This window comes from Bordetella tumulicola, from assembly GCF_054779135.1.
In genome coordinates this window covers 197,773-222,057 of sequence record NZ_BAAGYU010000003.1, presented here as the reverse complement: position 1 = coordinate 222,057, position 24,285 = coordinate 197,773, and the positions used below count along the sequence as shown (strand labels likewise).

The following is a 24,285-nucleotide window of genomic DNA, read 5'->3' as shown; positions in this document are numbered from 1 at the left end:
GCCCTTCATCGTTGTGAGCACAGATTCTCATCATTCATCCATACAGGTCCACGTCCCGTGGATGACTTTATCGTGGCGCGCGGGTGGCGTCTCCTGCCACGCCACGGGATGTGAGTGCATTTCCACGCGTAGCGCTAGTCGCATCGCCAGCAATCCGTGCGACCAGGCCTGCCGGGCGCAATTGTCCGTTGGTCCAGCGATGCGCCGCAACAGCGTGCGCACCAAAGGTGTCAGCGGTTCGTGCAGATAAGTCAGGCGGACATGTAGCGTATTCGCCTCAAAAATATCAGGATGCGTGGCAGGCGTCCGAGCATGTTGCTCTGCTTGAAAGTCGTTGTTGATCACGAGGCGCCCGGTCACACCCGGGATTCGTAGACCCGGCTGGGCATGAATTCGAAATGCAGCCTCGTCGGGCTGCAAAACCTCAATTTTCCACGCCGGCATATCTGTGCGCTGTTGAATACGTTCCCAATTGCGGCGTTGCGTCTCGCGTGCATTGCTGCCCGCATGGATGAAACGTGGCAAAAAGGCATGTGCAAATGCCTGCTCAATAGCACTGGGGCGGCCATGCTGCGTCGCACCCGCGCGAGCACCGTCCAGCAGCGCCACGTATGCCAACTGCCGCACCAATTGCCAATGTGCGGCCTCGATGATCAGCAGACTCATTAACAGCAGCGGCAAGGCCAGCAGGCCAAATTCGATCATCGCCGCGCCAGTCTCACGCTGTTTTGCGGGTTCATTACGTCTGGCCATCCGCGATCCGCGCGGCAACGTAGACCTGTCCAAACCGCTACGCAAGAGAAGCGTCATGTGACAGGTAGGCAGCAGGTCTCGCGGTGCATACATCAGAAATCACAACGTTGTATTGGAAGATACAGCAGTGTGCTCGTCCAAGACCAACACGTCGATTGTGGCAATTACGACTGCGGTAATTGCGACTACCCCTGCCGTTAGCTGCATTTCGTCATGCAAGATACTGACGCGGGATGGGTGTCGTCGGTGTCTGCGGCTCCCGTTTCCGAGGCGCACTTGGCGTCCGTGTAAGGGAGGTGCTTACGTCTCTCTCCCCGCTGTATACGAGCGGGGCAAGACGTGCGGCGTTTAATGCACGGTCGGCGGATCTTGCTCGGGCATGGGCTTGGCGGCAGCGAACAGGCCCGAGCAGTCGACCGGATCAAATTCATAAGGTTTACCGCAGAAATCACACGTGATTTGCACCCGGCCCTGTTCGGCCAAAATGTCGTTGATCTCTACCTCGCCTAACGAGCGCAGCATGCTGGCGACGCGCTCGCGCGTGCAGGGGCAGTACCAGCGTACCGTCGCCGGCTCAAAGGCAATCAGCGTTTCTTCCCAATACAGTCGATGAATCAGGGTATCGATGTCCGTGGTCAGGAGTTCGTCCGACTTCAGCGTATCGGCCAACGTGATGGCGCGATGCATCGTGTCGGAGGCCGCATCGCCCTGTGTGCTGCCGCCGTGATCAGGCAGGCGCTGAATCAGCAAGCCCGCGGCGTGCTGAGCATCAGCCTGCAGCCACAGTCGGGTGTCGAGCTGTTCCGACGCCTTCATGTAGTGTTGCAAGGCCTCGGCGACCGTATCGCCCTCCAGGGGAACGATGCCTTGGTACGCCTGTTGGCCGGGTACCTTGCGGCGCGGATCCAGAACGACGATAAAGCGGCCCTGGTCATCGGCATTGAGTAGGCTTTGCATGGTGCCATCCGTGGGCATTTCGTGGCCCTCGCGGATCTTGACCGTCGCGCGCAGGCTCAGATCCGACTGGCATTCGACGATCAGCAGGGCGATGGGGCCGGCCCCTTGAATTTGCAGTACGAGCGACCCTTCGAACTTGATATTGGCGGCCAGCAATGCCGCCGCCGCCACCAGCTCACCGAGCAGTTTCTGGACGGCGGGCGGATACTGATGGTGTTCCTGGGCTTGTAACCAAGTCTCGTGCAACCGCACAGTTTGTACGCGCACAGAGTGGTCTTCGAAGAGGTATTTTTTGAGTTGATCAGTCATAGCTGGAATGTTAGCCGATCAGCTTGACCCGATGTGTGACGGGCGTCGCCCTGTAACGCCAGGCGATTGCATCCGCCGGAGCAGGTGGCCTATCTGCATCCAGAATCCCAGCCCTGTCAGCCGATCCGCTTGAGCACCCGTTTGTACTGCTGCGCCCGTGTCTCGTAATCACGCGTGTTTTTATGCATATTGGCGATTTCGTCGGCTGAGAGTTCGCGAACGACTTTGCCGATACCGATCACGAGCGAGTTGTCGGGGATGATTTTGCCTTCGGGAATAATGGCTCCCGCGCCAACCAGGCAATTTCGCCCAACGACGGCATTATTGAGCACGATGGCTTGCATGCCAATCAGTGCGCCTTCGTGGATGGTACAGCCGTGCAGCATCGCCTGATGGCCGACCGTGACGCCGGGCCCCACCGTCAATGTGCAGCCCTCGTCGACGTGCAGTACCGACGACTCCTGGATATTGCTCCCCGCTTGAACAATGATCGGGGCATTGTCGCCACGGATCGCCACATGCGACCAAATGCTGACCCCCGCTTGCAGGGTGACGTTGCCGATGATGTCGGCGCTGTCAGCAATATAGACGCTAGGATCGATGTCGGGGATGAGGTCGTCGAGTTGATAAATAGGCATACAGCAGTCTCGGGTAGTATCAGGCTTGGTGGGCGGCGCGGGCTTCTTCGCGCAGGCGCAGCACTCGGCGTTGAATTTTACCGGTCGTCGTCATGGGGAGTTCGGCAATGAACTCGATTTCTTTCGGGTATTCGTAGGGCGCCAGGCGATCGCGCACGTGGGCTTGTAGCGCTTGGATCAATACGTCGGGATCTCGCGCGACGTATTCCGGCGTCAAGACCACATAGGCCTTTACCAGTGCGCCGCGCTCGGCATCGGGCTTGGGCACGACGGCGACGTTCGCCACGGCATCGTGGCCGAGCAGGCAGTTTTCGATTTCACCCGGGCCGATTCGGTAACCGGCCGATTTGAAAACATCATCCGCGCGTCCGGCGTACCACAAGTAACCCTCATCATCGACACGGGCCAGATCTCCCGTGCGGCACCAATCGCCGGTGAATTTCGCCTGCGTCGCGGCTTCGTTGCGCCAATAGCCCAAGAACAGAATAGGGTCGGGAAAGCCGACGATATCCAGGCGGTTGAGCGCAATCTCGCCAGTCTCTCCTGGCGCGACAGCTTGTCCTTCGTCGTCGATGACCGCGACCTGGTGGCCAGGATAGGGCCTGCCCATGCTGCCCGGTTTGGCGGGCCAGCGCAGGTGGCTATTGCCTACGACATAATTCAACTCGGTTTGGCCGAACATCTCGTTGGGTGTGATTCCCAACGCTGTTTGGCACCATCCGAAGACGGTCTCGCCGACACTTTCACCGGCGCTCATGATGGCGCGCAGCGCCAGTCGATACTGGCTCCCTGGCTCGGGCACCGTCTTCATCATCATCTTGAGCGCGGTGGGGAACAGGAACGTATTGGTGACTTGATACCGCTCCATCAGCTCAAAGGCGCGCTCGGGCGAGAAACGCCCGCGCGTCCCCACGATGGGGTGCCCGAAGTACAAGGTCGGCAACAGCGCATCCATCATGCCGCCGGTCCAGGCCCAATCAGCGGGCGACCAGAACACATCGTTGGGTTTGGGAAACCAGTTTTGCGAGGCGACAAAGCCCGGCAGATTGCCGATCAGCACGCTATGGGGCAACAAAGCGCCCTTTGGAGCCCCAGTGGTACCCGATGTATAGAGCAAGATCGCCGGGTCGGTGGCGCGCGTGATGACCTGCTTGAACTCACCCGGTTGGCGCGCCAGCAGGCTGCGCCACGGCAGGACCTGCTCATCGACAAAACCGATGCCAATGATCTGGTTGAGATTGGGACAGTTGTCGCTAATGGCCAACAAATTGGCGCTGGAGGCGTAATCGACAATCGCGATTCGAGCGTCGGAATCTCGTAATCGCGTCTCCAGTGCCTCGGGGCCGAACAGCGGCGACAGCGGCACGACAATCGCGCCGACACTATAGATCGCCATATGGGCAACGACCGTTTCGGGGCGTTGTCCTAAAACCACACCGACTCGGTCCCCGCGTTCGATTCCCATCTTGACCAGACCGTGCGCCAGTTGATTCGCGGCCTCGGACAGGCGTGCGTAGGTCCAGACTTCACGGTTGCCGGCTTCGTCTTCGTAGTAAATGGCAATACGCCGGGCGTCCGAGCTACTGGCCGCCCAACGGTGGCAGCAGGCTTCCGCAATATTGAATTGGGTCGGAACCAGCCAGCGGAATGATTGGTAGAGCGACTGATATTGGTCGTTCATAGCCCTATTTTGTAAGCGCGCTGGCGATCACCCTGGAGGATGCCGCCCGGGGGCCGGAATGCCCCCTACAGGTGCAAGCATGACCTAGAGGGGCGCGAACTGCAATATCCCCGTGCCACTAACGGGGACATATAAGGGTTATTACGGGTGCTTGCTTTGGCGGCGCAGCGCCGAGGGCAGGGCGGGCAGCGACAAGGGGCGTCGCGGACGTGTCGGGGGAGAACCGGCCTCTCGACGCGCATGCTGCTCGGCCCAGTTAAGCAGGCTGAGTTGCCCATCGTGGTTTTCTGCCAACGCGGACAGGCTCTCGACCCAATCACCGTCATTGCAGTACAAAATGCCATCTACATCGCGCATTTCGGGTTTGTGGATATGACCACACACGACGCCGTCCAGACCGCGGCGCCGGGCTTCGCTCGCCAGGGTTTCCTCGAAATCCGTGATAAAGGCCACGGCGTTCTTCACTTTGTGTTTCAGATACTGCGAAAGCGACCAGTAATGCAGGCCCATGCGATGGCGCATCCGGTTGAAATGGTGATTCATCCAGAGAGCCGACTGGTACAGCGTGTCGCCCAGACGGGCCAGCCACTTGCTATGCTGAATGACACCGTCAAACTGATCTCCGTGCAGCACTAGCAGTCGCGTGCCGTCTGCCGTGATGTGTACATCCTCGTCCAGAACTTCGATGTCCCCAAAGGCATAACCGATGAATTCGCGGGCAAACTCATCGTGGTTACCCGGGACAAATACCACGCGAGTGCCATTGCGGGCCTTGCGTAATATCCGTTGTACGACATCATTGTGTGCGCGGGGCCAGTGCCAGTGTTTGCGTAACTGCCAGCCGTCGATAATGTCGCCCACCAAATACAGCGTGTCGGATTCGTTCTTATCCAGAAAATCCAGTAGGAAATCTGCTTTACACCCGGCAGTGCCTAAATGCAGGTCAGAAATCCAGAGCGTGCGCCAGTGAGTGGGTCGGGTCTCGTTCACGTGTGCATCCCTTACGGCTGTCGGTATACGAGAATGTAACCATGGTGCCGTGACGTCTACGTGACGAAAAAATGACGCAGTTGTGACGCAGGATTATTTTTTTCGCGCAGGAGCATTACCCAGGCGAGTGCCCAGCAGCCGATCATGCAGAAATTGTCCATCGCGGTCGAACCACGACCACACAAAAATGGCGAAGGGCGCCACCACAATAAACAGGTCGACCGATTTCCATCCCGTGGCTGTAGAGGCGACTGCGACCAAGCCCGCCGCGGCCAGCACAGGCGGCCACGCCAGGACATAGCGCAAGATCAACCTCGGTACCGAGGGCGGCTGACCATCGCGGTCCATCACGCGGATATTCCAGGTTTTCATGGGCAGCGTCTGGCCATTTTTACGCCAACACAGCACAAAATAAATGCCGATGACGACAAAAAGCCACACTTGGCGCGCGTGTCGCAGCATCAAGGCATGCTTGCTTTGCGTCAAGGTGTCGAACAGGTAGCCCGCTAGAAAAACGACGCCGAACAGTAGGACGGCTTCGTACATCATGCAGGCAAATCGGCGTAGCCGACTGGGGGTCAGAGAGGCGGTAGCGTCAGTCATGGGGGCGTATTATCCCGAGCATCTCTCAAACTGGCTACCGGGATGTGCCGGTGATCCTATCAGTGCCCCCGATCAGCCAACCATTTCCGCATCATCGCGATTTCCTTTTCCTGGGCGGCGATGACTTCCTCGGCCAGTTTGCGTACGGCAGGGTCCTTTCCGTATTTGAGTTCCACGCGTGCCATGTCGATTGCGCCCTGATGATGGGGAATCATGCCGAGCATGAAGTCCACATCGGGATCTCCCGTGAACGCGATATTCATGTCCGCGTGCATCCGATTATTCGCGTCTTGATAGGCTTGAACCACCGGATTTTTGCCCGGTTGATAGCCGCCTTGGCTCGTAGGCGCGTCCTGACTCATACCCGTTTGATGACCGGCGTGGCCAGACGATTGAGCGTAAACCGAACTCATCGCGAAGACGGCCGCAGCAATAAAAAAGAAAGCGCGTTTATGCATACAGATCAGACTTTTTGGCGTTGTTAAAACCGATATAGGCCGGCGATCATAATCCTTGCCATCGTTGGAAGGTCAAGTCATTCAGGTAAAGGACGTGTCGATAAATCTCGGCGCTTTACGCATGCGTCGAAGTTCATCTTTTTGATTTCGGTTTGCTTGCTTCTCGCACAGGGAAGCATTTTTTCTTTTGGAGCACTGCCCAAGGCAAAAAAAAAAACCCACCGGTTTAGAGTGGGTCTTAAAAGGGGCTGAAGCAGCCCCCAAGGGGAAAACGGTTACGTCGTTGTTCTTAGGCGGCCGAGTGCGCGGATGTCGCGTCGACGCGGCGACCGATCACGGTCTTGACGACCTTACCCACCTGGCGCAGGCCGCGGGCCAGGGCGCGTAGGGGGCGAGGGCGGAATTGTTCTTCGATCGCTTGCAACATCAACTGGCGTTCGAGTTCGTCGGTCAACCGAATAGAAGAGTTGGTATAAATGTGGGGCACGATGTTCCAGAGCTTGCGCGTATTCGTTATGTAATGCGTTCAAGTCAGCCAGGGGTGTCGTCACTTATGTGCGAAAGTCCACCTAAGCCACTTGGGGATAACCCGTATTTTAGGGTTAACCCTGAATACATGCAAGTCTTTGGTGCAGAGTGCAAACCTATGGTGCCGATAATGCGCTAAATGCGCATATTGTGGCTTTGTCGCCACATTACTGGCCCAATATTGCAGTGTTTTTACAACATTCCTTGATCAGACGGGATCTCGGTAGCCGGCGGCAACGAGCTCAAAGCCGAACAGGCGGCAATCCAGCGCACCGTTGTGCAAGGGTGTGCGGCGTAGGGGTTTGAGCCTCAGGCGCTGGGGTAGATCGCGGTCGCTGGAGATCACGTGCAACTGCCAACCCGCGAAAGACCGTTTCAGGTTGGCCGACCAGGCACGCCATAGCTCCGTCTCGTCGGCGGGCAAACGTTCGCCATACGGGGGGTTGGTGACGATCCAGCCTCGTTCGGCGGGCGCAGGCACCTCGCGAGCATCGCCCACCTCAAAGCGGATCGTGTCCGGCGTCAGCCAGGCGCGTTCGGCGTTGTTGCGCGCGAACTCGATAGCCTGCGGATCCAGGTCGTAGCCGACCAACGGGGCATCCAGGCCGGGCAAGATGCGGGCACGAGCATCGTCCTTGAGATCATGCCAACGGTGCGGATCATGGCCGCGCAGGCGTTCAAAGCCCAGCGGCCGCGAGATCCCGGCGGGTACGCCCAATGCAATCCAGGCCGCTTCGATCAAAATCGTGCCACTACCGCAGAACGGATCCAGCAGCGCGGCGGCGGGATCCCAGCCAGCCAGCGCCAGCATCCCGGCCGCCAGATTCTCCCGCAGGGGGGCTTCACCTTTATCCAGGCGCCAGCCGCGCTTGAACAGTGACTCGCCTGATGTGTCCAGATACAGGGTTGCGGTGTGGCCAGTCAAAAACAGATGTACCCGGGCATCCGGTCGTACGGTATCAATACTGGGTCGTTCGCCTTCACGGTCACGCAGTCGATCGCAGATCCCATCCTTGGCGCGCAGATTGCAATAGTGCAGGCTTTGAACAGGGCTTTTTATCGCTGACGTGTCGACCCGCAGCGTATGCTCCGCGCCGAACCAGCGTTCCCAGGGCACGCTGTAGGCCAGATCCAGAATATCGTCTTCGTGCGAGATTTCCTCGTGTGCGACCTGCACCAGAATGCGAGTCGCCAAGCGCGAATACAGATTGGCGCGCTGTACACCGGGCCAGTCCGTGCTGAAATGGCAACCGGCACGACCCGCCTGGGCGTCCGTAAATCCCAACGCCTGCATTTCGGCGGTCAGGGCCTCTTCCAGACCTTGAGGGCAGGGCGCGAAGACCTCGAATATTTCCGCTTCGCGTAGCGCGCGAGGCGCTCTGCGCTGAACATCTGGTTCGGGCACCCATTCCGTCTCGGCAGGAAAATCATCATGATCCACAAATGCATCCGGCTCTGGGGCTTGACGCCGCCGTTCGTGGAATTTGTCCGGTGCTGCGGATTCATGGCGCTTTTGCTGGGATTCACCAGGTGCGGCAGAGTCGCGCCGCTGAGGACGGGCCTCACCAGGTGGGGCGGATTCACGGCGTTGCCGACGCAACGTATCGGGCTTGCCGGATTCACGGCGGGGCGAACGGAATTCATCGGAGGTGCGCGAACCAGGCTTGCCGCGGCCGCGTACTGCGGTATCACGCGATGTCGCAGGATCGCTGGCGGGTTCTCCGCGCAGACGTTGCGCCTGATCTTTGGCGCGTTCGATCAGCGAAGCCGTGCGCGCACGCGCCCCACTACGTTTGCGCTGAGTATCGTCGGCCGCCGCATGTGCGTCGCGCGCCGTTTTTTTGACCGTCAGTGTTTTACGGCGGTCTTGTTCATCAGAGGACATACGAATCCTGGCCGCAGGCCGGGCAGTGTGATCAGAAGGGTTTGAGCACCACGAGCAGTACCACTGCCACGAGCAGTAAGACGGGCACTTCGTTAAACCAACGGTAGAATTTGTGAGAACGTGTGTTGCGGCCTAGTTCAAACTTGCGCAGCATCACGTAGCAGGCATGATGGTAGCCGATGATGAGCAACACGAAGAATAACTTGGCATGCATCCAGCCATTGCCGGGTCCCATGCCAATACCATAGCCCACATAAAGCCACAGCCCAAGCGCGACGGCGATCACCGCCAGCAGGGTGCTAAACCGAAACAGCCGGCGCGCCATAGCGATCAAACAGGCTTGTACCGCCGGGTCAGGCTGCTGTGCCAGGTTTACATAGAGACGAGGCAGGTAGAACAGCCCGGCAAACCAGGATGCAATGAAAACGATGTGAAAGGCCTTGACCCAAAGCATTAGCATGGCGGGCTGGTTTGTTGTTCAGTGGTGGATATGGGGGCATTGTAGTCGTGTGTAGGACGTCTCTGTTGAGACGTCCGCGTCGCCTGCTCTGTGGTGGCGCCGGCCAGATCGCCGCGGCTCGGCCCAACCAGGGGCCTCGGCCCGCGCTGCGCGCGGGCTTCCCTTGCTCAAACTGGCCGGCGCCACCACAGAGCAGGCGACGCGGACTCACAGCCAGGTATGTCGTCGATTGTCAGCTTACGGTCCGACGTGCTTTAGGAATAAACACCGCTATCTATACCCCGTGGTGACATCAACACTATCCAGGCATGACGCACCGACAGCACTCGTCAATAAGAGATATTGCGAGCCGGAGCAGCCGTGAGCCTGCCACCGCCGGCCCTTCGATCCGAGGGAAACGCCGCGCAAGCGGCGTCGAGGGCGCCTGTATGCGCCCGAGCCGAGGTGAGGGGCCGGCGGTGGCAGGCTCACGGCTGCTCCGGCGTCCAAAGCACTTACTACCGGACGCAACAGAAACAAACGTCAGATCACGTACAAATCCACATACTCGTGTACCGGCATGTTTTCGAGCCGCTGTTGATCTAACGAGGCATCCAGAATGCGCGCTTGTTGCTTCGCGGGGAAAATGCGGGCCAGATTGGTGCGGAATTTGGTCTCTAGTAGTGGGATGCCTTCCTGGCGGCGTCGCTTGTGGCCGATGGGATATTCGCAGGTGACCTCGTCGAATCGGGTGCCGTCGTTAAAGACAACGGTCAGGGCGTTGGCGATCGAGCGTTTGTCTGGGTCGTGGTAATCGCGAGTATAGGCGGGGTCTTCGACGCAGATGATCTTGTCGCGCAGGGCGTCAATGCGCGGGTCCTGGGCGATCGTGTCTTCATAGTCGGCGGCGGTGAGGCGGCCGAACAAGATCGGGACGGCCACCATGTATTGAATGCAATGGTCGCGATCGGCGGGGTTGTTCAGTGGGCCCTTTTTATCGATGATGCGAATGCATGCTTCGTGCGTACGGATGGTGATCTGTTTGATGTCGTCGGCGGATTTGCCCGCGGCGTTGAGTTGGGCGTGGATCTCCATCGCGCACTCCACTGCGGTTTGCGAATGGAACTCCGCGGGGAACGATATCTTGAACAACACGTTTTCCATGACATAACTGCCATAGGGGCGCTGGAACGTGAAGGGCTGGCCCTTGAACAAAACGTCGTAAAAGCCCCAGGTTTTGGCGCTGAGCACCGATGGGTAGCCCATCTCGCCGGTCTTGGCGATGAGTGCCAGGCGCACGGCGCGGCTGGTGGCGTCGCCGGCCGCCCAGCTTTTGCGACTGCCCGTATTGGGGGCATGACGATAGGTTCGCAGGCTTTGGCCATCGACCCAGGCGAGCGAGACGGCGTTGATGATTTCTTCGCGGCTCAGGCCCAGCAGTTGCGCGACGACGGCGGTCGAGGCGACTTTGACCAAGACGACATGATCCAGGCCAACCTTGTTGAAGGAGTTTTCCAGGGCGATGCAGCCTTGGATTTCATGGGCCTTGATCATGCCCGTCAGGACGTCGCGCATGGTGAGTGGCGGTTTGCCGGTGGCAACGGCATTGCGCGATAGCCAGTCGGCGGTGGCGAGAATCCCGCCCAGATTATCCGACGGGTGGCCCCATTCCGCGGCCAGCCAGGTGTCGTTGAAGTCCAGCCAGCGGATCATGGCGCCGATATTAAAGGCGGCTTGCACCGGATCCAGCTGAAATTGTGTGCCGGGGACTTTGGCGCCATTCGGAACCACGGTGCCAGGCACGATAGGGCCCAACAATTTACGGCAAGCGGGATACTCCAGCGCTTCCAGGCCGCAACCCAGCGTATCGATCAGGCAATTGCGAGCTGTCTCATAGGCGAGACTGCTTTGAATGTCGTAGCCTAAGATGTAGTCGACGATGTCTGTCAGGACCTGATCGGCTTGCGGACGGACGTTGGAGATGTGAGCGGACATGCGGAACTCCTTCTGTACAGACCGCGCGTCGGCGCGGTGGAGGGCACGCGTGAATGCGTACCCTCGTTATCGGGGACAGGAGATGAGAGGCAGGGCAAATAGCATCGCAATCCAGAGGGAGTTATGGAAACCGGCTCGCGAGTCGGAGCAGGATACATAGCCTGCTTGAGTGAATCAGAGCGCATAGCTTGCCTGAACATTATCAACCACGTGGCATTACGGTGTCAGTGATAGCCTCAAAAATCATAGCCTGAAAAAGATTAATTGTTGACAATCTGGCTTATAAAAAACAGTTTGGCTATAATTTTCCTCGTAAAAATAGTTTGATTGTCGACATGTCCGAAAAAATCCTGACATTGCCGGTGAACGGCGCGACTGAGACAGAGACCTTGTCGGACCATGTGTTCCGAAAGATCCAGTCCGCCATCGTCAAAGGCGAAATCGCGCCCGGCAGCAAGATCTCCGAGCCTGAGCTGGCTCGCACCTACGGGATTAGCCGTGGGCCGCTGCGCGAGGCTATGCATCGGCTGGAGGGGCAGCGCTTGCTGGTGCGCGTGGCTCACGTGGGCGCGCGTGTCGTGTCGCTCAGTCAGCAAGAGCTGTGCGAGCTATACCAGATTCGAGAGTCGCTCGAAGGCATGGCCTGCCGCCTGGCCGCCGAGCGCATGACGCCGGCCGCCGTCAGCGAGCTGCGCCGGGTGCTCGAGGCGCATGAGCGCGACGAGGCTTTTCAGGCGGGTCGCGGCTACTACCAGCAAGAGGGGGACTACGACTTTCATTATCGTATCGTCCAGGGCAGTGGCAACCAGATGCTGATTCGCATGTTGTGCGATGAGCTCTATCAGTTGGCCCGCATGTATCGTATTCAATATTCGGCTACGCCTAATCGACCCCGCCAAGCGTTTACCGAACATCATCGCATTCTCGACGCTATCGCCGATGGCGATGGCGAATTGGCAGAACTCCTGATGCGCAGACACATCCGTGCATCCCGTCTCAACATTGAACATCAGATCGCGCAGGGCAACCTGCAGCACACCGAGGCCGAAGCATGAATACCCAATTTCGAAAGCCCCTGCCGGGCACCAGTCTGGACTATTTTGATGTGCGCGCCGCTGTCGATGCGATTGCGCCTGGCGCCTACGACACGTTGCCTTATACGTCACGTGTGTTGGCCGAAAACCTCGTGCGACGCTGTGATCCCGCGCTGTTGAACGACGCGCTGCGTCAATTGATCGAGCGCCGCCGCGATCTCGATTTCCCGTGGTTTCCGGCCCGCGTTGTCTGTCACGACATTCTGGGGCAGACGGCGCTGGTCGACTTGGCGGGTCTGCGCGATGCCATCGCCGAGAAGGGCGGCGACCCCGCCAAGGTCAATCCTGTCGTGCCGGTGCAGTTGATCGTGGATCACTCGTTGGCCGTCGAGCATGGTGGCTTTGAAGCCGATGCGTTTGAAAAGAACCGCGCGGTCGAGGATCGTCGCAACGAGGACCGATTCCATTTCATCGACTGGACACGCGAGGCGTTTCACAACATGGATGTCGTGCCGCCGGGCAACGGCATCATGCACCAGATCAACCTGGAGCGCATGTCGCCGGTGATCCATGCCCAGGAGGGCGTGGCGTATCCCGACACTCTGGTGGGCACCGATAGCCATACCCCTCATGTCGATGCCTTGGGCGTGTTCGCGATTGGCGTGGGCGGGCTGGAAGCCGAAAACGTCATGTTGGGCCGCGCGTCGTGGATGCGTTTGCCCGACATCGTGGGCGTCGAGCTCACGGGGCGTCGTCAGCCTGGTATCACGGCCACCGATATTGTGTTGACCTTGACCGAGTTCCTTCGCAAGGAAAAAGTCGTGGGCGCGTATCTGGAGTTTTATGGCGAAGGCGCATCCAGCCTCACGCTGGGCGATCGCGCGACGATTTCCAATATGGCGCCCGAGTATGGTGCGACAGCGGCCATGTTCTCGATCGATCAACAGACCATCGATTATCTGAAGCTCACGGGGCGTGAGGATGAGCAGGTGCGCCTGGTCGAAACCTACGCCAAAGTCGCGGGCTTGTGGTCCGATAGCCTGAGCCAGGTGCAATACGAACGCGTGCTGCATTTCGATCTGTCGAGCGTGGTGCGCACGATGGCTGGCCCTTCGAATCCGCATCGCCGGTTACCCGTGTCCGATCTGGCCGAGCGCGGTATTGCGGGTGTCGTGGAAAACCAGCCGAATCTGATGCCCGATGGCGCGGTCATCATCGCGGCCATCACCAGTTGCACCAATACCAGTAACCCGCGCAACGTCATCGCAGCCGCGCTGTTGGCGCGCAATGCCAACCGTGCGGGTTTGACGCGCAAGCCCTGGGTCAAGACGTCGCTCGCACCGGGATCCAAAGCCGTTGAGCTGTATCTGGACGAAGCCGGCCTGACGACAGAGCTGGAAAAACTGGGTTTTGGTATCGTCGCCTTCGCCTGTACGACGTGCAATGGCATGTCTGGCGCACTGGACCCCAAGATTCAGCAAGAGATCATCGACCGCGATTTGTATGCCACTGCCGTGTTGTCGGGGAATCGTAATTTTGACGGCCGTATCCACCCCTATGCCAAGCAGGCCTTCCTGGCATCGCCCCCGTTGGTCGTTGCATATGCGATTGCCGGCACGATCCGCTTTGATATCGAACAAGACGTACTGGGGCAAGACGTCAACGGCCAGGATATTCGCCTCAAAGACATCTGGCCCAGCGACGAAGAGATCGATGCCGTCGTCGCGACGGCCGTCAAGCCCGAGCAATTCCGCAAGGTCTACGCGCCGATGTTCGGGATTCGCGACCAACGCCGCGAGGCCGTGAGCCCCTTGTACGATTGGCGTCCTCAAAGCACCTATATTCGTCGCCCGCCGTACTGGGAAGGCGCGTTGGCAGGCGAACGCACGTTGCGCGGCATGCGTCCGCTTGCGGTGCTGGGCGACAACATCACCACCGACCATCTGTCGCCCTCGAACGCTATCCTGCTCGATAGCGCGGCTGGCGAATACCTGGCAAAAATGGGTTTGCCCGAAGAGGATTTCAACTCCTATGCCACGCATCGGGGCGATCACCTGACCGCGCAGCGCGCGACATTTGCCAACCCCAAGCTCTTTAACGAGATGGTGCGCAACGACGACGGCAGCGTCAAACAAGGCTCGCTGGCCCGTGTCGAACCCGAAGGCAAGACATTGCGTATGTGGGAGGCTATCGAGACCTATATGCAGCGCAAGCAACCGCTCATCATTGTGGCGGGGGCTGACTACGGACAGGGTTCGTCGCGCGACTGGGCGGCCAAGGGGGTGCGGTTGGCGGGCGTAGAGGCCATCGTGGCCGAAGGCTTCGAACGCATTCACCGCACCAACCTGCTTGGAATGGGCGTGTTGCCGCTCGAGTTCAAGCCGGGCACCGATCGCAAGACGCTGGCGCTTGATGGCACGGAAACCTATGACGTCACGGGCGAACGCAAGCCGCGCGTCGATCTGACGCTGATCGTGCATCGTCGCGATGGACAGACAGTGGAGGTTCCCGTGACCTGTCGACTCGATACGGCCGAGGAAGTCTCTATTTACGAGGCGGGCGGCGTGCTGCAGCGTTTTGCCCAGGACTTTCTCGAGGCAGAGTCCGCTGGCGTCGCCGCTAAGGCGGGTTAAACAAGGCTCCCTACCAGGCATTCCCGTTTTCAGGACCAGACTATGACTCACGCACCCCAGATCAAGATCCCCGCCACGTACATGCGCGGCGGCACGAGTAAAGGCGTATTTTTCAAGCTGACCGATTTGCCCGAGGCCGCACAGGTGCCCGGCCCCGATCGTGATGCGCTCTTGCTGCGCGTGATCGGCAGCCCGGATCCGTACGGCAAGCAGACTGACGGTATGGGCGCGGCAACGTCGAGCACCAGCAAAACCGTGATTCTGTCCAAGAGCACCCGGCCGGACCATGACGTGGACTACCTGTTTGGCCAGGTGTCCATTGATCAGCCCTTCGTCGACTGGAGCGGCAACTGCGGCAACCTGTCGGCCGCCGTCGGTCCGTTTGCGATTGCAAATGGACTAGTGGACGCACAACGCGTGCCCGAGAACGGCATCGCGATTGTGCGGATCTGGCAAGCCAATATTGGCAAAACCATCGTCTCTCATGTGCCCATCACCAACGGCCAGGTCCAGGAAACCGGCGACTTTGAACTGGATGGTGTGACGTTTCCGGCCGCCGAAGTCACGCTCGAGTTCATGGATCCAGCCGATGAAGGCGAGGGCGATAGCGGTTCCATGTTCCCCACCGGTAACATCGTGGACGAACTCGACGTGCCGGGCGTGGGTAAATTCCAGGCCACGTTTATCAACTCTGGCATTCCCACGATCTTTCTGAATGCTGACGCATTGGGCTATACCGGTGCCGAGTTGCAGGACGACATTAATAGCGATCCCGCCGCGCTCGCGCGTTTTGAAACCATCCGTGCCTATGGGGCGGTGCGCATGGGATTGATCAGTTCGCCGGAGCAGGCGGCAGGTCGTCAACACACACCCAAAGTCGCGTTCGTGTCCCCGCCCAAGGCCTACACCGCCTCCAGCGGTAAAACGATCTCGGAGAGTGACGTTGACGTATTGGTGCGCGCCTTGTCCATGGGCAAATTGCACCACGCCATGATGGGGACGGCCTCAGTTGCGATCGCGACGGCCGCCGCCGTGCCGGGTACCTTAGTCAATCTGGCCGCCGGTGGTGGCGCGCGTGATGGCGTGCGTTTCGGCCATCCGTCCGGCACGTTGCGCGTCGGAGCGCAAGCCCGCCAGGTCGATGGCAACTGGACCGTCACCAAGGCCATCATGTCACGCAGCGCGCGCGTGCTGATGGAGGGCTGGGTGCGTGTGCCGTGGGCACCGAATCGGGGGTAATTGCTGGATAGGCAGGCGCAGCAAGATCAGCCCCTATTTGTTGGTGGGATTTAGATGTTCAGGTGGCGTGAGATATCAGAATAGTTTGCTGGTGGTAGACGACTAGCGTCAGTACAATTCGATTCAAGATATGCCCACCTGAACAAGAAACAGCCATGCCAGAAACCGCCACCATTCTTGCTTTTGCCGCTATTTCACTGGGTATGGTCATGACACCCGGACCGAATATGATTTATTTGGTCTCGCGTTCTATCTGTCAGGGGCGGCGCGCAGGCGTCCTGTCGCTATTGGGCGTATTGCTGGGCTTCGTGTTTTACATGGTCAGTGCTGCGCTAGGTATTTCGGCACTGCTTTTCGCGGTTCCATATGCCTACGAAGCGCTATGCTACGGCGGTGCCCTGTACCTGCTTTATATGGCCTGGCAAGCGGTTCGCCCTGGCGGCCGCTCACCCTTTCAGGTCAAGGAATTGCCGCCAGACAGCCCTAAAAAGCTGTTCTTGATGGGCTTTCTTACCAATCTGCTGAACCCCAAAATCGCAGTCATGTATCTGTCGCTGCTGCCGCAGTTTGTCGACCCCGACAAGGGCAGCATCCTGACGCAATCCCTGGCTTTAGGATCCGTACAAGTCGCCATCAGCATCAGCATAAACCTGCTGATCGTCATCCTGGCCGGCAGCATCGCTTCCTTTCTCGCCACCCGGCCCACTTGGGCCGTTGCCCAACGATGGCTGATGGGCACCGTCCTGGCCGGCCTAGCCATCAGAATGATGCTCACTGCCCGGAGATAGTGAACGGCCGGTGTCGGCTTGATACGGAGGGCGAGGGCGCCAAAAGAACCCTCTCCGCCCCGAGTCCGAGCTAACCAATGGAAGAGCTTACTTCCGCTTTTCCAACGGCACGTACTTCTGATCATCCGGCCCGACATAGTTAGCCGTAGGACGAATGATCTTGTTATCGACACGCTGCTCGATCACGTGGGCGGACCAGCCCGCCGTACGCGCGATCACAAACAGCGGCGTAAACATCTCCGTCGGCACACCCATCATGTGATAGCTCACCGCCGAGAACCAGTCCAGGTTCGGGAACATCTTCTTGACATCCCACATCACCGTTTCCAGACGCTCCGCAATATCGAACATCTTTGTGCTGCCCGCCTTCTTTGACAGCTTTTGGGCAACGTCCTTGATGACCTTATTGCGCGGATCCGAAACCGTGTAGACCGGGTGGCCAAAGCCGATAATGACTTCCTTGGCTTCAACGCGGCGGCGGATATCCGCCTCGGCCTCGTCCGGGCTGTCATAGCGCTTTTGCACTTCGAACGCCACCTCGTTAGCGCCACCGTGCTTCGGACCCCGCAGAGCGCCGATGCCGCCGGTGATCGCCGAATACATATCCGAGCCCGTGCCGGCAATCACGCGACTGGTAAACGTCGAGGCATTGAACTCGTGCTCGGCGTACAGGATCAGCGACGTATGCATTGCGCGAACCCAATCGTCCGACGGTTTTTTGCCGTGCAGCAAATGCAGGAAATGACCGCCGATGCTGTCGTCGTCCGTTTGGACGTCGATGATGCGACCGTTATGGCTGTAGTGATACCAGTACAACAGGGCGGATCCCAGATTCGCCATCAGGCGGTCGGCGATGTCCCGGGCGCCGGGAATATTGTGATCGTCCTTCTCGGGCAACACGCAGCCCAGGACCGACACGGCCGTACGCATCACATCCATGGGATGGCTCGATGCCGGCAGGCTTTCCAGCGCATTTTGCAATTGTGCCGGCAGGCCGCGCAGGGAGCGCAGTCGTTCTTTGTAAGCCTTGAGTTCGGCCTTGGTGGGCAACTTGCCGTGCACCAGCAAATGGGCGATTTCTTCGAATTCGGCTTCGCCAGCAAAATCCAGAATGTCATAGCCGCGGTAGTGCAGGTCATTACCGGTGCGACCTACCGAGCACAGGGCTGTATTACCGGCGACAACGCCAGACAGCGCTACGGATTTTTTTGGCTTGAAGCCCGCTTTTTCTTCGGTGGAGGCGCTGGCGGTTTGGGGTGTTGTTCCAGCGCTTTGCTTCTTGGGCGACGTGCTCATGTCTCTGACTCCTTGCCCTGATGGGCATGAATGGGGCGAAAGTTGACTTGCAACGCGGGTCGATGCGACAACACGTATCGACCCGCGCGAAAATTACTTGCCTTTACCTTGCTGGAACAGCGCATCCAGTTGCGACTCGAAAGCATGGTAGCCGATGCGATCGTACAGCTCGTCGCGGGTTTGCATCGTATCCAGCACGTTCTGTTGGTGGCCGTCGCGGCGGATGGCCTGGTACACGTTCTCGGCGGCCTTGTTCATGGCGCGGAAAGCCGACAGCGGATACAGCACCATGCCGACACCCACGCTGCCCAGTTCCTCGACGGAGAACAGCGGGGTCTTGCCGAATTCAGTGATGTTGGCCAGCAGCGGCACGCTGACCGCCTTGGCAAAACGCTCATAGGTAGGCAGGTCGTAGGCGGCTTCGGCAAAGATGGCGTCAGCACCGGCCTCGACGCACGCCAGGGCGCGCTCGATGGCCGCATCCACGCCATGCGAGGCGATCGCATCGGTACGCGCAATCAGGTAGAAATCGGAATCGATTCGTGCATCGGCGGCCGCTTTGACGCGGTCAGCCATTTCCTGGGTGCTGACGATTTCTTTGCCCGGACGATGGCCGCAACGCTTGGCGCCGACCTGGTCTTCGATATGGCAACCCGCCGCGCCGAACTTGATCAGGCTTTTGATGGTGCGCGCGATATTGAACGCCGACGGACCAAAACCGGTGTCGATGTCGACGATGAGGGGGACGTCGCATACGTCCGTGATACGGCGTACGTCGGTCAATACATCGTCCAGGGTATTGATGCCCAGGTCGGGTAAACCGAGCGAGCCGGCGGCGACACCGCCCCCCGAGAGGTAAATGGCGCGGTACCCGGCACGCTTGGCCAGCAGGGCGTGGTTGGCGTTGATGGTGCCAATGATTTGTAGCGGATTTTCTTCGGCCAAGGCTTGGCGAAAGAGAGCACCAGGAGAAGTGGGGCGGGTCATGGACGAGTCTCCGAGGATTAGGGCTGGACGCTCAGTCGGGCGCCCTGTGGCCTGATTGATAGTGCAGAAAATGCCGTCTACGTACTCTGACGATGCGCTCGGGTAGCACTGCCGCATGCATCGACCAGCCGCTTGGGCTGCGCAATAAATCTGTTTCCTTGGTGGCAGCGGATCTGCGCTGCTGTCAACGACGGGCAGGCTTGTACACAGGGCGCCTTCATCACGCCATGAGGCATGGTGATGGAAAAGACACAGATTTATTGCGGCGCGGAAAATACCGCGCCGCCCGCCAGGCCGGAGCCTGGCAGCTTGCGGGAATTACTTCAGCAGGTCTTTCACGCCGTCGCGCTCTTCGAGCAGCTCTTTCAGCGTGAAGTCCAGGCGCTCGCGCGAGAAGGCGTCGATTTCCAGGCCTTCGACACGCTTGTATTCGCCGTTTTCGGTGGTGACCGGCACGCCGTAGATGATGCCTTCGGGGATGCCGTAGGAACCGTCGGACGGAATACCCATGGTGACCCACTTGCCGTTGCTGCCCAGGATCCAGTCATGCACATGGTCGATGGCGGCGTTGGCGGCCGAAGCGGCCGACGACAGACCACGAGCTTCGATGATGGCGGCGCCACGCTTGCCCACGGTGGGGATAAAGGTGTCGCGGTTCCAGGCGTCGTCGTTGATCAGCTTGGTCAGGCTTTCACCGCCCACCGTGGCAAAGCGGAAGTCCGGATACATGGTGGGCGAGTGGTTGCCCCATACGATCAGGTTTTCGATATCGGCAACGGCCTTGCCCGACTTGGCTGCCAGTTGCGACAGGGCACGGTTGTGATCCAGGCGCAGCATGGCGGTGAAGTTCTTGGCGGGCAGATCCGGCGCCGACTTCATGGCGATGTAGGCGTTGGTGTTGGCGGGGTTGCCGACGACCAGGACTTTGACGTCACGGCTGGCGACGTCGTTCAAAGCCTTGCCCTGAGCGGTGAAAATCTGGGCGTTGACGCTCAGCAGGTCTTTGCGTTCCATGCCGGGGCCGCGGGGGCGCGCGCCGACCAGCAGTGCCACGTCAGCGTCTTTGAACGCGGTGCGGGGGTCGCTGTGAGCGGTGATTTCCTGCAGCAACGGGAAAGCGCAGTCATCGAGTTCCATGATGACGCCCTGCAGGGCTTTTTGCGCTTTTTCGTCGGGGATTTCCAGCAGTTGCAAAATGACCGGCTGGTCTTTACCTAGCATTTCGCCGGAGGCGATGCGAAACAGGAGGGCGTAACCGATTTGGCCGGCGGCGCCGGTGACGGCGACACGCAAGGCAGGCTTGGACATGAAGATTCTCCGTGATGAGTTCTGTGAGACAACAATCTCGCAATCAGTTTAATCGCAGGGCGTCGCCGGATGCGCCGTCCGTGGTGTTTAAAGTGGCGTAAATCCTAGATCGAATTTACGTATACGTCAATTGCTCTTATGTTTTATATAAGACATAAGACGTTGGACAGTGGCGCGCCAGTTATGCCACAATGCGGCGTTTGGCCGGCATCCTGTATTCATGGCACATAGCGGCCATGCCCGCCGACAAACACAGTACCGAAAACAACGATCATGGCAGACCCCAGGCCCGAACCTCCGCTACGCAATCGCGCCGCCCGACCGGCGGGCGAGGGGGCCGCTTTCAGTCCGCTGTATCGTCAGATCAAAGACTTGCTGGTGCAGGGCCTCGAGCGTGGCGAATGGAAGCCCGGCGAGTTGATCCCCAGCGAGATCGACCTGGCCGCGCGCTTTCAGGTCAGCCAGGGCACCGTACGCAAAGCCGTCGATGAGCTCGCCGCCGAGCACCTGCTGCTGCGTCGCCAAGGCAAGGGTACCTTTGTTGCCACCCACCACGAAGCCCGTGTCCGTTACCGCTTTCTCCGGCTCGCCGCTGATGTCGAAGGCGAGAGCGGGCGCGCCGAAAGCCGTATCCTCGAGTGCCGCCGCCAGAGTGCGCCTGCCGAAATCGCGCGGGCACTGGAGTTGCGCACCGGCGAAACCGTTGTCATGATCCGCCGCCAGTTGTCCATGAATCATCGCCCCACGGTCATTGATGACATCTGGCTGCCTGGCCCAGTCTTTCGGGGCCTGACACTCGAGGTTCTCAAGGCCAACAAGGCGCCGCTGTATGGTCTGTTCGAGACCGAATTCGGCGTCAGTATGGTTCGCGCCGACGAAAAACTACGCGCTGTAGAGGCGCCCGCCGAGATCGCGGGATTGTTGGGCGTCACGCCGGGCTCTCCGCTGTTACAGGTCGATCGCGTGTCTTATACCTATGGCGACCGACCAGTGGAAATTCGTCGTGGACTCTACTTGACTGATCACTACCATTACCGCAATAACTTGAATTGATGAGCTTTTTTCCTACGATTTGATACCAACCGTTCTCTAGGCGAAAATAGAGCGTTTGCCCGAAAGGGCGGCTCCACTTTCGTTGTCACGAATCCCTAGCACCGTAACACCGAGGCCGTCATGACCGACACCGCTGCCAAGCCACGCCCGCAGTTTCGCAATATAGGTATTGCGCAAATCGCCAAATATCGCCTGCCCCTGGCAGGAAAATTGTCCATCTTGCACCGCGTCAGCGGCGCGTTGTTGTTTCTCTGTCTTCCCTTGGTCATTCTGCCGTTGTTCGCGGCCAGCGTGGCCTCGCCCGAAAGTTACGCCCAGATCGCCGAGTACGCAGGCAATCCGATAGTCAAGCTGGTGTTCCTGGCATTGGTGTGGGGTTATCTGCACCATTTCTGTGCCGGCATCCGTTACCTGGTGCTGGATCTGCATATCGGTATCGACAAGATCTCGGCCCAGAAAAGCGCTGGCGTCGCCTTTGGTGTCAGCCTGGCGCTGACCGTCGTCTTCGCCCTCAAACTATTCGGAGTTCTGTAATGGCTGAAACCAAAAACTATGGCCCCAAGCGCCTGGTTGTGGGGGCCCACTACGGCGTGATCGACTTTATCGCGCAACGCATTACGGCGGTCATCATGGCCGTGTATACCCTGGTACTGATCGTCGGCCTGCTCGTCATGCCGTCGTTCTCCTACGAAAACTGGAAGGCGTTGTTTACCTTCCACGTTGGGGCACTTCCTGTTGGCCAATTGCTGGCCACCTTGTTTTTCTTTGCGTTGACCTGGCACGCCTGGATCGGTGTGCGCGACATTTGGATGGATTACGTCAGGCCCACAGGCGTGCGCCTGTTGCTGCAAGTGCTGACTATCCTCTGGTTGGTCGCATCGATTGTCTATTTCGCGCAAATCATCTGGAGTATCTAAGCCGTGGTCTCTGTCACGAAATCCCTGCCGCGCCGCCAATTTGATGTGGTCGTCGTCGGTGCCGGCGGAGCCGGCATGCGCTGTTCCTTGCAACTGGCCCAAGCCGGCCTGTCGGTTGCGGTTCTGTCCAAAGTTTTCCCCACCCGTTCGCACACCGTGGCGGCTCAGGGCGGCGTCAGTGCCTCGTTGGGCAACATGAGCGAAGACAACTGGTACTGGCATATGTACGACACCGTCAAGGGGTCGGACTGGCTGGGTGACCAGGATGCCATCGAATTCATGTGCCGCGAAGCCCCCAACGCCGTGTACGAACTCGAGCATTTCGGCATGCCGTTTGACCGCAACGCCGATGGCACCATATACCAGCGTCCATTCGGTGGACACACCGCCAATTTCGGTGAAAAACCGGTGCAACGTGCCTGTGCCGCGGCCGACCGTACCGGCCACGCCCTGTTGCACACGCTGTATCAGCGTAACGTCGCCGCCCGCACGCAGTTCTTCGTCGAATGGATGGCGCTGGATCTGCTGCGCAACGAAGACGGCGACGTCGTCGGTGTAACGGCGCTCGAAATGGAAACGGGCGACATTTACATCCTGGAAGCCAAGACCACGGTGCTGGCCACCGGTGGCGCCGGCCGTATCTGGGCCGCCTCCACCAACGCCTTCATTAATACCGGCGATGGCCTGGGTATGGCAGCGCGCGCCGGTATCCCTTTGCAAGACATGGAATTCTGGCAATTCCACCCGACCGGCGTGGCCGGCGCGGGCGTCTTGATTACCGAAGGTGTGCGCGGCGAAGGCGGCATCCTGTTGAACAAGGATGGCGAGCGCTTCATGGAGCGCTATGCGCCCACGCTCAAGGACTTGGCCCCGCGTGACTTCGTGTCCCGCTCGATGGACCAGGAAATCAAAGAAGGCCGGGGTTGCGGTCCCGATGGCAGCTACGTGGTGCTCAAGCTTGATCACCTTGGGGCTGACGTTATCAACAAACGTTTGCCGTCGATTCGTGAAATCGCGATCAAGTTCGGCAACGTCGACCCGATCAAGGAACCGATCCCGGTGGTGCCGACCATCCACTATCAGATGGGTGGGATTCCGGCCAACTATCATGGTCAGGTGTTGTCGCGCGTCAATGGCGAAAACAAGATCGTCAATGGTTTGTACGCGGTGGGTGAGTGCGCGGCCGTGTCTGTCCACGGTGCGAACCGCCTGGGCACCAACTCGCTGCTGGATCTGATCGTGTTTGGCCGTGCGACCGGCAACCACATCGTGAATTCGCATCCCGAACGCCAGCACGCGCACCAGCCCGTGCCCCAAGCGGCTGTCGATTTCTCGCTGGATCGCCTTGCCAAGCTCGAAGGCCGTACCTCGGGCGAAAAGACGCAAGACGTCGCCAACGCGATCCGTGTGTCGATGCAGCGTCACTGCGGCGTGTTCCGTACGTTGGACTTGCTCAACGAAGGCGTGGGTCAGATCGAAGATCTGGCCAAGCAAGCCGAGCATCTTTACTACAAGGACAAGTCCCAGGTTTTCAACATGGCCCGCATCGAGGCACTAGAAGTTGCCAATATGACTGAAGTGGCGCGCGCCACCATCAAATCGGCCGCGAGCCGTCTGGAGAGCCGTGGCGCCCATGCATTGGATGACCACCCCCTTCGCGACGACGACAACTGGCTCAAGCATACCCTCTGGTATTCCGAAGGCAGCCGTCTGGAATATAAGCCCGTCCAAATGAAGCCGATGACGGTCGAGTCCTTCCCGCCTAAAGCGCGTACTTTCTAAGCAGGATTCTGT

Annotated in this window: 22 protein-coding genes; 8 read left to right on the top strand and 14 right to left on the bottom strand. The window is 59.2% G+C overall.

Annotated features, from left to right (window positions below; genetic code table 11):
• Window positions 1-30: 30 nt before the first annotated feature.
• The 11 genes from ACYVDM_RS01025 to ACYVDM_RS00975 form a co-directional block, all read right to left on the bottom strand.
• Window positions 31-753: a TadE/TadG family type IV pilus assembly protein gene (locus ACYVDM_RS01025; RefSeq protein WP_415790517.1), complete on the bottom strand. Its 723-nt coding sequence runs from the start codon at window positions 751-753 to the stop codon at window positions 31-33.
• Between the two features lie 348 nt (window positions 754-1,101).
• Window positions 1,102-2,019 (bottom strand): Hsp33 family molecular chaperone HslO, encoded by a 918-nt coding sequence (hslO, locus tag ACYVDM_RS01020; protein WP_415790519.1) that lies wholly within the window; start codon window positions 2,017-2,019, stop codon window positions 1,102-1,104.
• Between the two features lie 116 nt (window positions 2,020-2,135).
• Entirely contained in the window at window positions 2,136-2,657 is a 522-nt protein-coding gene (locus ACYVDM_RS01015; RefSeq protein WP_415790521.1) for a gamma carbonic anhydrase family protein, read from the bottom strand.
• A gap of 19 nt (window positions 2,658-2,676) precedes the next feature.
• Window positions 2,677-4,338: an acyl-CoA synthetase gene (locus ACYVDM_RS01010; RefSeq protein WP_415790523.1), complete on the bottom strand. Its 1,662-nt coding sequence runs from the start codon at window positions 4,336-4,338 to the stop codon at window positions 2,677-2,679.
• A gap of 141 nt (window positions 4,339-4,479) precedes the next feature.
• Entirely contained in the window at window positions 4,480-5,328 is an 849-nt protein-coding gene (locus ACYVDM_RS01005; protein WP_415790525.1) for a UDP-2,3-diacylglucosamine diphosphatase, read from the bottom strand.
• A 93-nt stretch (window positions 5,329-5,421) separates the two neighbouring features.
• The gene (locus tag ACYVDM_RS01000; RefSeq protein WP_415790527.1) at window positions 5,422-5,931 is read right to left on the bottom strand and encodes an RDD family protein; all 510 of its coding nucleotides are present in this window, start codon (window positions 5,929-5,931) and stop codon (window positions 5,422-5,424) included.
• Between the two features lie 59 nt (window positions 5,932-5,990).
• Window positions 5,991-6,293, bottom strand: coding sequence for a CopM family metallochaperone (gene copM / locus ACYVDM_RS00995; protein ID WP_415790529.1), 303 nt, complete (start codon window positions 6,291-6,293; stop codon window positions 5,991-5,993).
• Window positions 6,294-6,678: 385 nt separating this feature from the next.
• Window positions 6,679-6,879, bottom strand: a complete 201-nt coding sequence (locus ACYVDM_RS00990) for a hypothetical protein (RefSeq protein WP_415790916.1) — start codon at window positions 6,877-6,879, stop codon at window positions 6,679-6,681.
• A gap of 246 nt (window positions 6,880-7,125) precedes the next feature.
• Complete coding sequence (locus ACYVDM_RS00985; RefSeq protein ID WP_415790531.1) at window positions 7,126-8,802, bottom strand: THUMP domain-containing protein; 1,677 nt, start codon at window positions 8,800-8,802, stop codon at window positions 7,126-7,128.
• Window positions 8,803-8,833: 31 nt separating this feature from the next.
• Window positions 8,834-9,256 carry a CopD family protein gene (locus ACYVDM_RS00980; protein ID WP_415790918.1) on the bottom strand — a complete coding sequence of 141 codons (423 nt, stop codon included), beginning with the start codon at window positions 9,254-9,256 and terminating at the stop codon, window positions 8,834-8,836.
• A 528-nt stretch (window positions 9,257-9,784) separates the two neighbouring features.
• Window positions 9,785-11,236, bottom strand: coding sequence for a bifunctional 2-methylcitrate dehydratase/aconitate hydratase (locus ACYVDM_RS00975; RefSeq protein WP_415790533.1), 1,452 nt, complete (start codon window positions 11,234-11,236; stop codon window positions 9,785-9,787).
• Window positions 11,237-11,571: 335 nt separating this feature from the next.
• Here ACYVDM_RS00975 and ACYVDM_RS00970 point away from each other — a divergent pair, with 335 nt between their 5' ends.
• The 4 genes from ACYVDM_RS00970 to ACYVDM_RS00955 all read left to right on the top strand — a co-directional run bounded on the left by ACYVDM_RS00970 (window position 11,572) and on the right by ACYVDM_RS00955 (window position 16,930).
• A complete protein-coding gene (locus ACYVDM_RS00970; RefSeq protein WP_415790535.1) occupies window positions 11,572-12,291 on the top strand; it encodes a GntR family transcriptional regulator in 720 nt (239 codons plus the stop codon).
• The gene (acnD, locus tag ACYVDM_RS00965) at window positions 12,288-14,903 is read left to right on the top strand and encodes a Fe/S-dependent 2-methylisocitrate dehydratase AcnD (RefSeq protein WP_415790537.1); all 2,616 of its coding nucleotides are present in this window, start codon (window positions 12,288-12,290) and stop codon (window positions 14,901-14,903) included. The genes ACYVDM_RS00970 and acnD overlap by 4 nt, the downstream gene beginning before the upstream one ends.
• A 42-nt stretch (window positions 14,904-14,945) precedes the next feature.
• Window positions 14,946-16,142 (top strand): 2-methylaconitate cis-trans isomerase PrpF, encoded by a 1,197-nt coding sequence (gene prpF, locus ACYVDM_RS00960; protein ID WP_415790539.1) that lies wholly within the window; start codon window positions 14,946-14,948, stop codon window positions 16,140-16,142.
• Between the two features lie 155 nt (window positions 16,143-16,297).
• Entirely contained in the window at window positions 16,298-16,930 is a 633-nt protein-coding gene (locus tag ACYVDM_RS00955) for a LysE family translocator (protein WP_415790541.1), read from the top strand.
• Window positions 16,931-17,017: 87 nt separating this feature from the next.
• Here the strand turns inward: ACYVDM_RS00955 and prpC are convergent, their stop codons facing one another.
• From prpC to ACYVDM_RS00940, 3 genes are all read right to left on the bottom strand, one after another.
• Entirely contained in the window at window positions 17,018-18,226 is a 1,209-nt protein-coding gene (gene prpC, locus ACYVDM_RS00950) for a bifunctional 2-methylcitrate synthase/citrate synthase (protein WP_415790543.1), read from the bottom strand.
• Between the two features lie 93 nt (window positions 18,227-18,319).
• The gene (gene prpB, locus ACYVDM_RS00945; RefSeq protein ID WP_415790545.1) at window positions 18,320-19,213 is read right to left on the bottom strand and encodes a methylisocitrate lyase; all 894 of its coding nucleotides are present in this window, start codon (window positions 19,211-19,213) and stop codon (window positions 18,320-18,322) included.
• A 318-nt stretch (window positions 19,214-19,531) separates the two neighbouring features.
• Window positions 19,532-20,521, bottom strand: coding sequence for a malate dehydrogenase (locus tag ACYVDM_RS00940; protein WP_415790547.1), 990 nt, complete (start codon window positions 20,519-20,521; stop codon window positions 19,532-19,534).
• Window positions 20,522-20,794: 273 nt separating this feature from the next.
• Between ACYVDM_RS00940 and ACYVDM_RS00935 the strand changes: the two genes are divergently transcribed.
• The 4 genes from ACYVDM_RS00935 (at window position 20,795) to sdhA (ending at window position 24,273) form a co-directional block, all read left to right on the top strand.
• Entirely contained in the window at window positions 20,795-21,574 is a 780-nt protein-coding gene (locus ACYVDM_RS00935) for a GntR family transcriptional regulator (RefSeq protein WP_415790549.1), read from the top strand.
• 120 nt (window positions 21,575-21,694) lie between these two features.
• Entirely contained in the window at window positions 21,695-22,108 is a 414-nt protein-coding gene (sdhC, locus tag ACYVDM_RS00930) for a succinate dehydrogenase, cytochrome b556 subunit (protein ID WP_415790551.1), read from the top strand.
• Window positions 22,108-22,491, top strand: coding sequence for a succinate dehydrogenase, hydrophobic membrane anchor protein (gene sdhD, locus ACYVDM_RS00925; RefSeq protein WP_415790553.1), 384 nt, complete (start codon window positions 22,108-22,110; stop codon window positions 22,489-22,491). The genes sdhC and sdhD overlap by 1 nt, the downstream gene beginning before the upstream one ends.
• A gap of 3 nt (window positions 22,492-22,494) precedes the next feature.
• A complete protein-coding gene (sdhA, locus tag ACYVDM_RS00920) occupies window positions 22,495-24,273 on the top strand; it encodes a succinate dehydrogenase flavoprotein subunit (protein ID WP_415790555.1) in 1,779 nt (592 codons plus the stop codon).
• Window positions 24,274-24,285 lie beyond the last annotated feature (12 nt).